The sequence below is a fragment of the Streptomyces sp. NPDC004732 genome, assembly GCF_040609235.1.
Classification (GTDB): Bacteria; Actinomycetota; Actinomycetes; order Streptomycetales; family Streptomycetaceae; genus Streptomyces.
The window spans coordinates 311,128-325,766 of sequence record NZ_JBEXJR010000011.1; the positions used below are offsets into that span (position 1 = coordinate 311,128).

The following is a 14,639-nucleotide window of genomic DNA, read 5'->3' on the forward strand; positions in this document are numbered from 1 at the left end:
CGCCTCGGGGACGTCGGGTACGCGGGTCAGGACCGGCGGCAGGGCTCAGGACTTCAGCGCCGCCGCCATCATCGCCTTCGCGATCGGCGCCGCCAGGCCGTTGCCGCTGACCTCGTCGCGCGCCGCGCTCGACGACTCGATCATCACCGCGACCGCCACCTGCTTGCCGTCGCTGCCCTTGGCGTACGACGTGAACCAGGCGTACGGCGTCTTGCTGTTGTTCTCGCCGTGCTGCGCCGTACCGGTCTTGCCGCCCACCGTCGCGCCGCTGATCTTCGCGTTCGTGCCGGTGCCCTTCTCGACGACCGTCTGCATCGCGGACTGCAGGCCCTCGGCGGCCGACTCGTCCATCACGCGCTGGGAGTCGCCGTCGTCGTACTTCTCCAGGACGTCGCCACCGGAGTCGCTGACCTGCGACACCATGTGCGGCTTGGTCAGCACGCCGCCGTTGGCGATGGCCGCCGAGACCATCGACATCTGCAGCGGCGTCGCCGTCACGTCGAACTGGCCGATGCCGCTGAGCGCCGTCTGCGCCTTGTCCATGTCGGACGGGTAGACGCTCTTGCCCGCGCGCACCGGCACGTCGAGCTTGTCGGTGTTGAAGCCCATCTTGTCCGCCATCGCCTTGACCTTGTCCTGGCCCAGGTCGACGGCCATCTTCGCGAAGACGTTGTTGCAGGAGTACTGCAGGGCCGTGCGGATGTCGGCGTTCTCGCAGGGAGCCGACTGGTTCTCGTTCTTGAGGACCGTCCGCGTGCCGGGCAGCGTGTACGGGTTCGGGCTGCTCGTCCTGGCGTCCACCGAGCCGTAGAGCCCGTCCTCCAGAGCCGCCGCCGCGACCACCAGCTTGAAGGTCGAGCCCGGCGGGAGCGGCTGCCGCATGGCGCGGTTGACCATCGGCTTCTCCTTGTCGGTGGTCAACTTCTGCCACGCCTCGGAGTCCGTGGAGCCGCTGATCTTCGACGGGTCGTACGACGGGGTCGAGACCATGCCGAGGATCTTGCCGGTCTTGGGGTCGAGGGCCACCGCCGCGCCCTTGGTGTCGCCCAGCGCCTTGTACCCGGCCTTCTGCACCGCGGGATCGATCGTCGTGATCACGTCACCGGGGTCGGCCCGCTTGTTCGTGAGGGCGTCCAGCGGGTTCTTCAGCCGGTTGTCGGTGCCGTCCAGCAGGTCCTTGTAGATGCCTTCGAGCTGGGTGGCGCCGTAGACCTGGGAGCTGTAGCCCGTGATGGGCGAATAGAGGTCGCCGTTCTTGTACGTGCGTTTGTACGCGAGGTCTCCGCCTTTCGTCCGCTCGGAGCCGGTGATGGCCTCACCGCCCACGATGATGTCGCCCAGCGGGTTCGCGTACTGCGCTATCGCGTTCCGCCGGTTCAGCTTGTCGTCCGCGAGCGCCTTCGAGTCGTGGAACTGCACCCATGTCGCCCGCAGCAGCAGGGCGAGCACGAGCACCAGCGCGAAGACCGAGGCGTGCCTGATCGTCTTGTTCATCCCGTGGGAGGACGAGCGGAGGGAAGGGTTTCGTTCCCTTCTGGTGTGCTTGAGACCGTTTTCTCATCAAGTCCTCATGGGCGCCTCATGGGCGGGGGCGGGCTCAGCCCGTCTTCATGAAGCCCGCCTCGTACGCCGCGATCACGGCCTGTGTGCGGTCCCGCGCCCCCGTCTTGGCGAGGACGGACGCCACGTGCGTCTTCACCGTCGCCGCGCCGACGCCCATCCGCCCCGCGATCTCCGCGTTGGTCAGGCCCGCCGCCATCAGCCGCAGCACCTCGCTCTCACGGCCGGTGAGCCGCGCCACCCAGTCGGGCGGCGCGGGCTCGGCGCGGCCGTACTCGGCGGCCAGGGACCGGACCGCCGCGGGGAAGAGCAGCGAGTCGCTGCGCGCGACGAGCCGGACCGCCTGGACGAGCTCGTCCGCGTCCGCCCGCTTGAGGAGGAACCCGGCGGCTCCCGCGCGCAGCGCCTCGTACACGTACGCGTCGTTCTCGAAGGTCGTCACCACGACGACGCGAGGCGGTTCCGACATCGTCTGCAGGATCTGCTCGGTGGCGCGGATGCCGTCGGTCTCCGGCATGCGGACGTCCATCAGGACCACGTCCGGCTTCAGCTCCCGCACGACGGAGACCGCCTCGGCGCCCGTCGCCGCCTCGCCCGCCACCTCGATGCCCGGCTCGGCCGAGAGGATCGCGCGCAGCGCGGTGCGCACCATGCGCTCGTCGTCCGCGAGGACGACCCTGATGTCGTTCGCCGTCATTGCTGTCCCTTCAGAGGAAGTCGTACGTCCAGTCGCCATATCCCGTCGCGGGGGCCTGCCTCGGCCGTGCCGCCGAGGAGCCGGGCGCGGTCGGCGATGCCGCGCAGGCCGTGGCCGCCGCCGGGCCGCGCCGCTGCGGAGCGGGACGGCAGCGGGTTCTCGGCCGTGACGGCCAGGCCGGGGCCGTCCAGGGCGATGCGCAGGGTGACGGATGCGGTGTCGCCGCCGTGCCGCAGCGCGTTGCTCAGGGCCTCCTGGACGATGCGGTAGGCCTCGCGGGAGACCAGCGGGGGCAGCGCGTCGGGGTCCATGTCGACCGTGGCCGTCACGCGCAGGCCGCCCGCCCGGGTGCGGCGCAGCAGTCCTTCGAGGTCGGCGGCGAGCGTGGGCGCGGGCGCCGTCGGACGGGAAGCGCCGTCAGCGCCGGCAGCGCCGTTACCGGTCTCCCGCAGCACGCCGAGCACGGCGTCGAGCTCGCCCACCGTGCGGCGCGTGGTGTCCTCGATGGCGGCCAGCGCCTCGCGCACGAACTCCGGGTCGTGGTCGAGGACCCGGCGGGCCGCGCTCGCCTGGAGGGTGACGGCGCTCAGGGCGTGGCCGACCGAGTCGTGCAGCTCGCGCGCGAGGCGGTTGCGCACGGCGAGGTCGGCGGCGCGCTGCTCGGCGGCCGCGAGCCGGTCGGCGGGCGTCGGCCCGAGCAGGCCGGGCGCCCAGCGCGCGAGGAGCCCACCGGCCGCGGCCGCGCACGCCGCGAGCGCCACCAGGGCGGCGAGGCCGACGGCGGGCGAGAGGACGAGCCACCAGGGCGCGTCGAAGAACGCGGGCGCCCCGTCGCTCGTGTCCCGCAGCGCGGGGACGAACGGCAGGGCGATCAGGAAGACCGCGAACGGCGGCAGCGCGAGCGACATGCCGCTGATGACCCCGCCGAGGCCGAGGTGCAGCGTGAACCACGCGACGGTGCGGCCGCGCGCCGCCCGGGTCCGCGCGGGCCCCTCGGCGAGCGACTCGTCCGGCACCCCGCACAGCGCCCGCACGGCGGCCGCCGACATCGGCCGGGTCAGCGGGAACAGCGCGGTGATCGCGGCGAGCGGCAGCCCGACCGCGAACGCGCTGAGCTGGGCGCCGATCGAGCCGAAGAAGGCGCTGTCGCCGAAGAGCGGCCCCACGACGACGGAACCCACGAAGACGTACGGCATGGCGAGGGCGCCGCCGAGGATCAGATGGATCCAGCGGCGGCGCGTCCGGCGCCCGAACAGGGCGGTGGCGAGTTCCTTCACGCGATGGACCCCGCCCGCTGCCGCAGGAAGCGCGTTCCGAGGACGGCGACGATCGCCCCGATGATCATCTGCACAGCGTAGGTCAGGAGCATCGCGCCGGTGGGCCGGTTCATGGCGTCGCCGATGGCCGTGAGCGAGCCGAGGAGCAGCCAGCCTCCCCAGCAGGCCACCGCGCCCGAGCCGAGCCAGCCCAGCGCGAGCGGCACGCCGACGGGCAGGGCGCGGCCCCATCGGAAGGCGAGCAGCAGGGCGCCGGTGACGGCGAGGGCGGGATAGAGCGCGCTGAGGGCCTCCAGGATCCGGGCGTCCTGCGTGAGGTCCCGGGCCCGGGACGGGGCGAGACCGGTGGTGGAGCCGCACGCCCACAGCAGGTGCAGGGTGACGGGGAGGAGCGCGAGCACGGCGGCCGTGACCGCGGCGGTGCGTGCCCCGCGGCCGGGTCCTGGCGGCAGGTCTCCCACCCGGCCGCGCCACGCGTGGCTCCAGCGGGCCCTGGCGTAGCGGACGAACAGGGCGCCGAGGGCGAGGCCCTGGACGATGAAGCCGACGTAGACGACGCCGAAGACCCACTCGTGGAGGAAGGGCTCAGCGGGCCCGCCGCTCCCGGCGGAGCCGCCGCCGTCGAACACCCCGGCCAGCTGGGTCAGCGGGAACCCGGCCACGATCGGCAGGAGCAGTCCGGTGGCCGCCCACATCGGCGCCGCGAGCAGCCACGCGGGCGTCCGCAGGCCCCAGGGGCAGGTCAGGAGCAGCGCGAGCACGATGACGGCCGCGTCCATGAGGACGGTCAGGCCGTTGGCGAAGATCATCAGGGCGCGGTGGTCGAGCAGCGGGCTGCCGTCGGGGATCCCGGGACGGCTGCCGGAGATCCAGGCGACCTTGAGGGCGAGGTACGGGACGCAGGCGGCCACGGACACGAAGCGCAGCACGCGGCCGGGGCGGCCGAGGGGCGCGGGGGCGGCGGGCGCGGGCGCCGCGGAGGCCGTGGAGGCGGAGGCCGCAGGGGAGGGGGCCCGGGGGGAGGCGGGTGTCGTGGGGGAGAGGGCGGCGGAGGCGGAGAGGGTGGCGGAGGAGGCCGCTGGGGAGGCGGAGACGGAGTCGGAGGTCGTGGGGGAGACGGGACGTGTTTGGGGCATGTCTTAACGCTCTCGCCGCGGCGCCCCCGCCACCTCCTGCGCCGCGACGATCCGCCTCCGCCGCGCGGCGGAGTTCAGCCGCCGTGCAGGACGAGGACGACCTCGTCGATCTCCGCCCCGCGGGCCGGTGCGTACCCCCGGTCCTTCGCGGAGATCCGGAAGCCGCACTTCTCCAGGACCCGGATCGAGGCCGCGTTGTCCGCCGCTGCGCGGGCGTAGATCGGCCGCTCCGGCTCCAGCTCCAGGAGGCCGCGCAGCGCCGCCGTGGCGAGGCCGCGGCCCCAGTACGCACGGTCGATCCAGTACGTGACCTCACGCTCGCCCGGCGCCCCGTACACCCCCGCGTTCCCCACCACGTCGCCGTCCGCGAGGACCGTGCGGATGGCGACGTCGGCGGAGGCCCGCATCTTCGTCCAGTGCGCCGCGAAGGCGTCGTGGTCGGCCGGATCCTCGGGGGTGAAGGCGGCCATGTGGCTCGACTCGGGATCGTTCATCTGCCGGAAGAAGACGGGCAGATCGCTGTCGTGGACTTCGCGCAGGCTGACATCCATGGCTCAGAGCCTACGAGTTGCCAGTGTCAGCCGGTCGCGCGCGTCGAAGAGCGCGTCCTTCACCATCTGTTCGTGCGCGGGCGTGAGCCGCGCCACCGGCACCGAGCAGCTGATCGCGTCCCGCGCGGGCGTGCGGTAGGGGATGGCCACGCCGAAGCAGCGCAGGCCGAGCGTGTTCTCCTCGCGGTCCACCGCGAAGCCCTGCTCGCGCACCGTGTGCAGTTCCTCGATGAGCTTCTCGCGGTCGGTGATGGTGTGCTCGGTGAGCGCGGGCAGCGTCTCCGGGAGCAGCTTGCGGACCTGCTCGTCGGTGTGGGTGGCGAGCAGTGCCTTGCCGAGCGACGTGGAGTGCGCGGGGAGGCGGCGGCCCACGCGCGTGAAGGGGCGCAGGTAGTGCTGCGACTGGCGGGTGGCGAGGTAGACGACGTTCGTGCCGTCGAGCCGGGCCAGGTGGATGGTCTCCGTGGTGTCGTCGGAGAGCCGGTCGAGGGTGGGGCGTGCGGCGGCCACGACCTCGTCGCCGTCGATGTACGACGTGCCGACGAGCAGGGCGCGCACCCCGATCCCGTACCGCGTGCCGGTCGCGTCCGTCTCCACCCAGCCGAGCTCGACCAGGGTGCGGAGCAACATGTAGAGGCTCGACTTGGGGTAGCCGACGGCCTCCTGGACCGCGGCCAGGGAGTGCATTCCGGGACGGCCCGCGAAGTACTCGAGCAATTCCACCGTCCGCACCGCGGACTTGACCTGCGCACCGCCTCCGGTCTCGCCAGCCGACATCGCCCTTGACCCCTTAGAACGCCGAGAAATAGTCTCCGAAGTCTCCGCTATTCACCAGCGAGGACAGCGTTCAGCATATCGAACGGCCCTGGTGAGTGGCATACCTCTGGAAAGGGAATCCGCGGTGGCAGCAGCACCAGTCTGGAGTGTCGACCCCCGAACCGGGAAGCAGCGCGAGCAGGTTGCGGTGGAAGCCACCGCCGAAGAGGTCGACCTCGCGGTCCGGGCCGCCGCGGACGCCGCGGCCGCGCTCGCCGACCGCACGGTCCGCGCCGCCTTCCTGCGCAGCGCGGCGGACCTCCTCGAAGAGGCGAAGGACCACCTGGTGGAGGCCGCCGACGCGGAGACCGCGCTCGGCCCCGTCCGGCTCACCGGCGAACTCGCCCGCACCTGCTACCAGTTGCGCTCCTTCGCGGACATCGTCGACGAGGGCGCCTTCCTCGGCATCGTCATCGACCACCCCGACGCCTCGGCCACCCCGCCCGTCCCCGACCTGCGCCGCTACAAGATCCCCCTCGGCGTCGTCGCGGTCTACTCCGCGTCCAACTTCCCCTTCGCCTTCTCCGTGCCCGGCGGCGACACCGCCAGCGCGCTCGCAGCGGGCTGCCCCGTCGTGGTCAAGGCCCACCCCGACCATCCGGCCACCTCCGAGCTGGTCGCCTCCGTGCTGCGCAGGGCAGCGGCCAGGCACGGCATCCCCGAAGGCGTCCTCGGCCTCGTGCACGGCTTCGACGCGGGGGTGGAACTCGTCAGGCACCCGCTGGTCTCCGGCGCCGGTTTCACCGGCTCCATCCGCGGCGGGCGCGCCCTCTTCGACGCGGCCGCCGCCCGGCCCGTGCCCATCCCCTTCCACGGCGAGCTCGGCTCCCTCAACCCCGTCGTCGTCACCGAGGCGGCGGCCGCCGAGCGCGGCGAGCAGATCGGCACCGGGCTCGCGGGCTCGATGACGCTCGGCGTCGGCCAGTTCTGCGTCAAGCCGGGCCTGGTCCTCGCCCCCGAGGGCGCGGGCGGCGACCGGCTCGTGAAGTCCCTGACCGATGCGGTCAGCAACACCGAGTCCGGGGTGCTCCTCGACCACCGGATGCGGGACAACTTCGTCGCCGGGGTGCGGGAGCGCGCCGGGCTCCCCGACGTGGACGCACCGGTGACCCCCGGCGCGGGCGGCGAGCACACCGTCAGCGCGGGCTTCCTCACCGTCCCGGCCGCGCGCCTCGCCGCCGAGGGGGCGCACGACCTGCTTCTGGAGGAGTGCTTCGGCCCGGTCACCGTCGTCGCGCGCTACGCGGACGACGCGGAGATCACCGCCGTCCTCTCCCGCCTGCCCGGCAACCTCACCGCCACCGTCCAGCTGTCGTCGGACGAGGCGGCGGGGGAGAGCGGCCGGGGCGCCGAGCTGCTCGCCGAGCTCACCCCGCTCGCCGGACGCGTCCTCGTCGACGGCTGGCCCACGGGCGTCGCCGTCGCCCCCGCCCAGCACCACGGCGGCCCCTACCCCGCGACCACGTCGACCTCGACGTCCGTGGGCGGCACGGCCGTCGAGCGCTGGCTGCGCCCCGTCGCGTACCAGAACACCCCCGAGGCGCTGCTCCCGCCGGAGCTGCGCGACGCCAACCCGCTGGAACTGCCCCGGCGCTACGACGGGCGCCTGCAACACTGAGGCCATGGACGTCACGATCCCCGAACTGCCCTACCCGCTGCGCACCTACGGCCCCGACGGGCACTGGTCCCACGAGGACGGCGTCCTCACCGGCTGGGCGGGCCCCCGCCAGGACCGCTTCGTTCCTCCGACAGGCGCCGTGCTGGAGCCCGCCTCCGACGCGCCCCGTCTCCTCGGCGCCCCGGAGGGCGACTTCCAGCTGATCGCCCGCGTCACGGTCGGCTTCGCCGCCGCCTTCGACGCGGGCGTGCTGTATCTGCACGTGGGCGAGCGGGAGTGGGCCAAGCTCTGCCTGGAGCGCTCCCCGGACGAGCCCACGATCTGCACGGTCGTCACCCGCGGCCACTCCGACGACGCCAACGCCTTCGTGGTGGACGGCAGCAGCGCCTGGCTGCGCATCAGCCGTACGGGGTCGGCGTTCGCGTTCCACGCGTCGACGGACGGCGAGCGGTGGACGTTCGTGCGGATCTTCTCGCTCGGCGACGAGGAGTCGGCGGGCGCCGCGCTGGTCGGCTTCATGGCGCAGTCGCCCGTCGGCGAGGGCTGCGTGGTGACGTACGACCACATCGAGTTCCGCCCCAACTGGCCGAAGGGGCTGCGCGACGGTTCGTAGGCCCGGGAGCGGTACCGGGAATGCGGTGCTTTGCCCGTACGTTGTCGTCAGGAGCGGAGGTCACCTCCGCACCGACCTGACGTACGACCTGAAGAGAGCCACACACATGCGCGTCGAGATCTGGAGCGACATCGCCTGCCCCTGGTGCTACGTGGGCAAGGCCCGCTTCGAGAAGGCCCTGGCCGCCTTCCCGCACCGTGACGGCGTCGAGGTCGTGCACCGCTCCTTCGAGCTGGACCCGGGCCGCGCCAAGGGCGACACCGGCCTCGTCCTGCCGATGCTCATGCAGAAGTACGGCATGAGCGAGGAGCAGGCCCGCGAGGGCGAGCAGCGGCTCGGCGAGAACGCGACCGCCGAGGGCCTCGAATACCGCACCGAGGGCCGCGACCACGGCAACACCTTCGACATGCACCGCCTGCTGCACTTCGCCCGTGAGCAGGGCAGGCAGGACGAGCTGATCGGCCTGCTCTACCGCGCGAACTTCGCCGAGGAGCGGTCCGTCTTCGAGGACGAGGCACGTGTCGTGGAGCTCGCCGTCGAGGCGGGCCTGGACGCGGACGAGGTGCGGGCCGTCCTCGCCGACCCCGAGCGGTACGCGGCCGACGTCCGCGCCGACGAGCGCGAGGCCGCCGAGCTCGGCGCGAACGGCGTGCCGTTCTTCGTCCTCGACCGCAAGTACGGCATCTCGGGCGCCCAGCCCGCCGAGGTCTTCACCCAGGCCCTGACGCAGGCCTGGGGCGAGCACGCGCCGCTCACCACCCTGGCGTCGGCCGAGGACGGCGACGCCTGCGGGCCCGACGGATGCGCGGTTCCGCAGTCCTGAAACGCCGCATAGGTTGATCCCCATGGAGTCCATGGGGATCAACAACGGCACCGAATTCGCTCCCACATCGACGTATCTGAACACCGCCAGCTGCGGTCTGCTGCCGCGCCGGGCCATCGACGCGGTCCGCACGCTCGCGGCCGAGGGCGGCGAAGGGCGGCCGGGCGGCGCGGGCGACTTCGAAGTGGTGGACGCGGCGCGGGCGGCCTTCGCCCGGCTCGTCGGGGTGGCGGAGAGCCGGGTGGCGACCGGCGGTTCGGTCGCGGTGCACGCCGGGCTGATCGCCGCCTCCCTGCCGCCGGGCGCCGAAGTCCTCACGCCCGAGGACGAGTTCGCGTCGATCGTGAACCCCTTCGTGCTGCGCGGCGACCTCAAGATGCGGTACGCACCCCTGGACGCGCTCGCCGCGGCGGTCACGCCCACGACGGCCCTCGTCTCCTTCTCGTCCGTCCAGTCGGCCGACGGCCGCGCCGTCGACCTCCCGGCCGTCCGCGCGGCGGCCGCCGCCCACGGCGCCCGCACCCTCCTCGACGCGACGCAGTCGGCGGGCTGGCTGCCACTGGACGCGGACGCGTACGACTACACCCTCACCGGCGCCTTCAAATGGCTGCTCTGCCCGCGCGGGGTGTCCTTCCTGACGGTCCGCGAGGACGCCCAGGATTCCCTGGTCCCGCTGCACGGCGGCTGGCTCGCCGCAGCCGACACCTGGAACTCGACCTACGGCCCGGTCACCGAACTCGCCCCCGGCGCCCGCCGGTTCGACGAGCCGCCCGCCTTCCTCGCCTACCACGGGGCCGCCGCGGCCCTCTCCCTGATCGAGGAGACGGGCGTCGACGCGATCCACGCCCACGGCACGGCGCTCGCCGCCCGCTACCGCGCGGGACTCGCCGCACTGGGTCACGCCCCCGTGCCGGGTGCCGCGCCCATCGTCTCCGTGCCCGGACTCGGCGACCGGGCGCCCGAGCTGGCCCGGGCGGGCATTCTGACCTCGGCACGGGCGGGACACCTGAGGGCGGCGTTCCACCTGTACAACACCGAGGCGGATGTGGACCGTCTCCTGGACGTGCTGTCGGGCTGAGGCCTGGCGCGGCGGGCCTCGGGCAGTCAGGCTTGGCAGGACGATGCGGCCGCGCGAGGTGGTGGTGCCGGTGGAGCCGTCCGCCGAGAGGCCGGGTACGTCGGACCTGTCGTCCGGCGCCGGAAGGAAGCCCGTCGACGCCGAGCTGCACCGGCGGCTGGTCTACGGCGAGGAGGCGGCGCTCGCCGAGGTCTACGCCGCGTACGGCGTGCTCGTGCACCGCGTCGCCACCCGCGTCACCCGCAACCACACCGCCGCCGAGGACGTGGCCCAGGAGGTCTTCGCCCACTTGTGGTCCAGGCCCTACGCGTTCGACGCGCGCCGCGGCAGCCTGCGCGGCTGGCTCTCCATGCTCGCCCACCGGCGCGCCGTGGACTGGGTGCGCGGCGAGGAGCGGCACCGCAAGGCCGCCCACGCCGACGAGGCGTCCCTGCGGGCCGTCCACGCGTCGGGCCCCTCCCCGGACGAGGCGATCCTGGAGCAGGAACGCTCCCTGCTCCTGCACTCCGCCCTCGCCCGGCTCCCGGTGCCCCAGCAACAGGTGGTGCACCTCGCCTACTTCGCGGGCCGCACCTACCGGCAGGCCGCCGTCGAACTCGGCATCCCCGAAGGCACCGCGAAGACCCGCCTGAGAACGGCCCTGCGCACGCTGGCCGAGACCCTCGCGGAACCACCCCTGCGAGGTGAGCACCCATGACCACCCCTCACGAAGCGGTACGCGACCTGCTCGGCGCCTGGGCCCTCGACGCCCTCATGCCGGGTGACGAGGCCCTGGTCGTACGGCACTTGGGGGAGTGCGAGCAGTGCGCCGCCGAGGCCGTGCGGCTGCGGGCCACCGTGCTGCACCTGGACGGTCCGGCGCCGCCCGATCCGGCGCCGGACGAGACCTCCGGCGCGTACGGGCTCTCCCTCGCCCTGCGCAGCCGCGCCCCCGCCCTGCGCACCGCCCCGCACGCCGCGCCCTACGCCGCCGGAGTGGCCGGGCTCCAGGCGCTGCTCGCGGAGCTGGACGAGCCGGGGCTCTGGGGGACGCCGGTCGTGCACGGCTGGGACGTCCACGACACGGTCGCCCACCTGGTCGCCGCGGACGAACCCCTCGCCCGGCTCGTGGGGCGGAACGGGCGAGGCCCCGCGACGGACGGGTCGCCGGTGGCATCGGGCGGCTCACCCGAGCCGTGGCGGGTCGCCTGGGAGGCGCGCACCCGCGAGATGATCCGCCGCGAACGGTCCCGCACGCCCGCCCAGACCGTCTCCACGTGGCGCAACCAGGCCGCTGGGCTGCTCTCGTCCCGGGCCGCCCACGACACCGAACTCGCCGCCCGCAGCACGCTGTTGAACGGAGTGCGGCTGCCCGTCGCCGACCACTTCCTGGCCCGCGCCTTCGAGGCCTGGGTGCACGCCCAGGACATCGGCGCCGCCCTCGACCGGGTGGTGCCCCCGCCGCCAGGACCGCACCTGTGGCAGCTCGTCCGGTTCGCCGTCCGCATCCTCGGCCCGGCCCTCGGCCCCCAGGCGCCGCCCGTCGCGCTCACCGTCGCCGGGGAGGGCGGGCAGACGGAGTGGGTCCTTGGCAGCGCGGACGACCCGGTACGGGCCGAACTCGTTCTGGACCCCGTCGACTTCTGCCTGCTGGTGGGCGGCCGCCGCACTCCCGAGCGGGTGCCGCGCGGCATGACGGGCGACGAATCCGCGGCCCGCGGGGTCCTGGCCCGGGCGGCCTCACTGTCCTGGCTGTAGCCCGGAGTCCCCGCTCAGGGCCGTCCCTTGCGCTCCGGGCAGTCCTCCGTCTGCTTGCAGAGGTTCGTCTCGACCTTCGCGAGCAGCCGCGTCAGGTCCGCGCGTTCCGTTTCGTCCAGTCCCGCGAGCGTGTGGCCCTCCAGCTCGCCCCAGGCGCGCTCCACCTGTGCCAGCAGCCCGCAGCTCGCCGCGCTGGCCTCGACGAGGACGGCGCGGCGGTCGGCCGGGTCGGGGCGGCGCCGCACGTGTCCGGCCTGCTCCAGGCGCTGCAGCATCTTCGTGACCGTCGAGGGGTCGAGGTCGACCGCCTTGATCAGCTCGGACTGCCGCACCGCGCCCGCCTCCCACAGGTGCATCATCACGAACTCCTGGCCGGGGTAGAGGCCGAGCCCCTTCAGCACCTTGCCCGCGGCGATGCGGTGCAGCCGGGCCACCCGGCTGACGGCGAGACTGACGGGTCCCGCGTCGGAGACACCGGACGCCCCGGGCGTACAGACGGGGTCGGCCGGGGGTGCCTGGACGGTGTCGGCCTTCATCGCGCGCTCCTGTTGTCCTGCGGTCGTTGTCCTGCTGGCGCTGACCAGATCTACGAGAAGTTTACCTTGGTCGGCCAATGAATGGGTTACAGTGGCTCTCGGCGCGAATGATTGGCCGACCACATATTCCAGTCCGGGAGTTCTGATGACCACCGCGTTCGACCCGATCGACCTGTCCGGCATCCAGCTCGGCAACCGCATCGCCATGGCCCCCATGACCCGCAGTCGCGCCGGTGAGGGCGGTGTGGCCACCGATCTGACGGCGGCCTACTACGTCCAGCGCGCCTCCGCCGGGCTGATCGTCACCGAGGGTATCCAGCCTTCCGTGGTCGGCCAGGGATATCCGGACACGCCGGGTCTGCACAGCGCCGAGCAGATCATCGCCTGGCGCAAGGTCACCGACGCCGTGCACGCGGCGGGCGGCACGATCTTCGCCCAGCTCATGCACGCGGGCCGCGTCGGCCACCCCGTCCTGCTGCCCGACGGACTGATCAACGTCGCCCCCTCGCCCGTCGCGGCGGACGGGCAGGTCTACACCGCCGAGGGCCCCAAGGACTTCGTCACCCCGCGCGAGCTGACCGACGCCGAGATCCGCGCCACCATCGATGACTTCGCCACCGCCGCCCGCAACGCCGTCGAGGCGGGCTTCGACGGCGTCGAGCTGCACGGCGCCAACGGCTATCTGATCCACCAGTTCCTCGCGCCCGGCTCCAACCACCGCACCGACGAGTGGGGTGGCCCGGCCGAGAACCGCATCCGCTTCGCCGTCGAGGTGGCCGCGGCCGTCGCCGAGGAGATCGGCGCCTCCCGCACCGGCTTCCGCATCTCGCCCGGCAACTCCGCCAACAGCATCTCCGAGCCCGACCCGGAGCCGACCTACACCGCGCTCGCGAAGGAGCTGGCCGCGCTCGACCTCGCGTATCTGCACGTCATGGAGGTCGGTGACGTCCGCGAGCTCTCCGTGCGGCTGCGCCAGGACTTCGGCGGCACGTTCCTCCTGAACCCGCACAGCGAAGGCCCCACCGGCCCCGACGCGCTGGCCCTGGTCGAGGACGGCACCGCGGACCTCGTCACGTTCGGCGCCCTGTTCCTCGCCAACCCCGACCTGCCTGCCCGCCTGAAGGCCGGAGGCCCGTACAACACCCCGGACCGGGCGACCTACTACGGCGGCACCGAGAAGGGCTACACGGACTACCTCGCGCTGTGACCCCCGCGCGGTGACCCACGGCGACCCACGGCGAACGGCCCGACTCCCCCCAGGGGAGTCGGGCCGAACTCGTGCAGGCGCTACGTCACCGCACCGGGGTGAAGTCCCGCGCACCGATGTAGTCGGGCCGACGCACCGGCGCCGAGAAGGGCTCCACCGCCGTGTTCTCCACGCTGTTGAACACGATGAAGACGTTGCTGCGCGGGTACGGGGTGATGTTGTCCCCCGAGCCGTGCATGGCGTTGCAGTCGAACCACGTCGCCGAGCCGGCCTCGCCCGTGAAGAGACGGATGCCGTAGTCGGCGGCGAGGTGCGTGAGCGTCCCGTTCGACGGGATGCCCGCGTCCTGCATCTGCAGCGACCGCTTGTAGTTGTCCTCCGGCGTGGCACCCGCGCAGCCGAGGAACGTCTTGTGCGACCCCGGCATGATCATGAGACCACCGTTGGTGTCGTAATTCTTCGTCAGCGCGATGGACACCGAGACGGTCCGCATGTTCGGCAGGCCGTCCTCCGCGTGCCAGGTCTCGAAGTCCGAGTGCCAGTAGAAACCCGTGGCACCGAACCCCGGCTTGACGTTGATCCGCGACTGGTGGACGTACACGTCCGAGCCGAGGATCTGCCGTGCCCTGCCGACGACCCGCGGGTCCGCCGCCAGCTTGGCGAACAGCTCACTGATCCTGTGCACCTCGAAGATCGTTCGGATCTCCTGGGAACGCGGCTCGACGATGGAGCGATCGTTCTCACGCATCGCCGGATCGTTGATCAGCCGCTCCAGCTCGCCGTGGTACACGCCCACTTCGTCCGGGGAGATCAACTGGTCGATCGCCAGGAAACCGTCCCGCTCGAACCCGGCCAGATCCCCGGCCGCGATCGGCCCCGCTGCGCCCGGCTCGGACCACACGACGGGGTCCTTGCGCTCGATCAGCACCTCTTCGGCGCCTCGGGTCGGGTACAGGTCACTGGTGCGTTCGGGTGCGGTGGTCATGGTGT

Annotated in this window: 15 protein-coding genes; 7 read left to right on the forward strand and 8 right to left on the reverse strand. The window is 72.9% G+C overall.

Features of this window, described 5'->3' with window-relative positions:
• Nucleotides 1-45: 45 nt before the first annotated feature.
• From ABZV77_RS31945 to ABZV77_RS31970, 6 genes are all read right to left on the reverse strand, one after another.
• Nucleotides 46-1,494 (reverse strand): penicillin-binding protein 2, encoded by a 1,449-nt coding sequence (locus ABZV77_RS31945; RefSeq protein ID WP_356264360.1) that lies wholly within the window; start codon nt 1,492-1,494, stop codon nt 46-48.
• 103 nt (nt 1,495-1,597) lie between these two features.
• Nucleotides 1,598-2,257 carry a response regulator transcription factor gene (locus ABZV77_RS31950; protein WP_356264363.1) on the reverse strand — a complete coding sequence of 220 codons (660 nt, stop codon included), beginning with the start codon at nt 2,255-2,257 and terminating at the stop codon, nt 1,598-1,600.
• A complete protein-coding gene (locus ABZV77_RS31955) occupies nt 2,254-3,534 on the reverse strand; it encodes a histidine kinase (protein WP_356264366.1) in 1,281 nt (426 codons plus the stop codon). Before ABZV77_RS31955 ends, ABZV77_RS31950 begins: the two co-directional genes overlap by 4 nt.
• Complete coding sequence (locus ABZV77_RS31960) at nt 3,531-4,670, reverse strand: hypothetical protein (protein ID WP_356264368.1); 1,140 nt, start codon at nt 4,668-4,670, stop codon at nt 3,531-3,533. Before ABZV77_RS31960 ends, ABZV77_RS31955 begins: the two co-directional genes overlap by 4 nt.
• A 74-nt stretch (nt 4,671-4,744) precedes the next feature.
• Nucleotides 4,745-5,221 (reverse strand): GNAT family N-acetyltransferase, encoded by a 477-nt coding sequence (locus ABZV77_RS31965; RefSeq protein WP_356264370.1) that lies wholly within the window; start codon nt 5,219-5,221, stop codon nt 4,745-4,747.
• A 3-nt stretch (nt 5,222-5,224) separates the two neighbouring features.
• Nucleotides 5,225-5,998 carry an IclR family transcriptional regulator gene (locus tag ABZV77_RS31970; RefSeq protein ID WP_055698026.1) on the reverse strand — a complete coding sequence of 258 codons (774 nt, stop codon included), beginning with the start codon at nt 5,996-5,998 and terminating at the stop codon, nt 5,225-5,227.
• A 124-nt stretch (nt 5,999-6,122) separates the two neighbouring features.
• Between ABZV77_RS31970 and ABZV77_RS31975 the strand changes: the two genes are divergently transcribed.
• The 6 genes from ABZV77_RS31975 (at nt 6,123) to ABZV77_RS32000 (ending at nt 11,906) form a co-directional block, all read left to right on the forward strand.
• Entirely contained in the window at nt 6,123-7,655 is a 1,533-nt protein-coding gene (locus ABZV77_RS31975) for an aldehyde dehydrogenase (NADP(+)) (protein WP_356264373.1), read from the forward strand.
• 4 nt (nt 7,656-7,659) lie between these two features.
• Complete coding sequence (locus ABZV77_RS31980; protein ID WP_356264376.1) at nt 7,660-8,268, forward strand: DUF1349 domain-containing protein; 609 nt, start codon at nt 7,660-7,662, stop codon at nt 8,266-8,268.
• Between the two features lie 106 nt (nt 8,269-8,374).
• Nucleotides 8,375-9,091 carry a DsbA family oxidoreductase gene (locus tag ABZV77_RS31985; RefSeq protein WP_356264379.1) on the forward strand — a complete coding sequence of 239 codons (717 nt, stop codon included), beginning with the start codon at nt 8,375-8,377 and terminating at the stop codon, nt 9,089-9,091.
• A 22-nt stretch (nt 9,092-9,113) separates the two neighbouring features.
• Nucleotides 9,114-10,169, forward strand: coding sequence for an aminotransferase class V-fold PLP-dependent enzyme (locus ABZV77_RS31990; RefSeq protein ID WP_356264382.1), 1,056 nt, complete (start codon nt 9,114-9,116; stop codon nt 10,167-10,169).
• 43 nt (nt 10,170-10,212) lie between these two features.
• Nucleotides 10,213-10,866, forward strand: coding sequence for a sigma-70 family RNA polymerase sigma factor (locus ABZV77_RS31995; protein ID WP_356264385.1), 654 nt, complete (start codon nt 10,213-10,215; stop codon nt 10,864-10,866).
• The gene (locus ABZV77_RS32000; RefSeq protein ID WP_356264388.1) at nt 10,863-11,906 is read left to right on the forward strand and encodes a maleylpyruvate isomerase family mycothiol-dependent enzyme; all 1,044 of its coding nucleotides are present in this window, start codon (nt 10,863-10,865) and stop codon (nt 11,904-11,906) included. The genes ABZV77_RS31995 and ABZV77_RS32000 overlap by 4 nt, the downstream gene beginning before the upstream one ends.
• A 14-nt stretch (nt 11,907-11,920) precedes the next feature.
• Here ABZV77_RS32000 and ABZV77_RS32005 read toward each other — a convergent pair whose 3' ends face one another.
• Entirely contained in the window at nt 11,921-12,442 is a 522-nt protein-coding gene (locus ABZV77_RS32005) for a MarR family winged helix-turn-helix transcriptional regulator (protein ID WP_356264391.1), read from the reverse strand.
• Nucleotides 12,443-12,587: 145 nt separating this feature from the next.
• Here ABZV77_RS32005 and ABZV77_RS32010 point away from each other — a divergent pair, with 145 nt between their 5' ends.
• Nucleotides 12,588-13,649: an alkene reductase gene (locus ABZV77_RS32010; RefSeq protein WP_356264394.1), complete on the forward strand. Its 1,062-nt coding sequence runs from the start codon at nt 12,588-12,590 to the stop codon at nt 13,647-13,649.
• A gap of 85 nt (nt 13,650-13,734) precedes the next feature.
• Here the strand turns inward: ABZV77_RS32010 and thpD are convergent, their stop codons facing one another.
• Nucleotides 13,735-14,634, reverse strand: a complete 900-nt coding sequence (gene thpD, locus ABZV77_RS32015) for an ectoine hydroxylase (protein ID WP_356264396.1) — start codon at nt 14,632-14,634, stop codon at nt 13,735-13,737.
• Nucleotides 14,635-14,639: the final 5 nt, after the last annotated feature.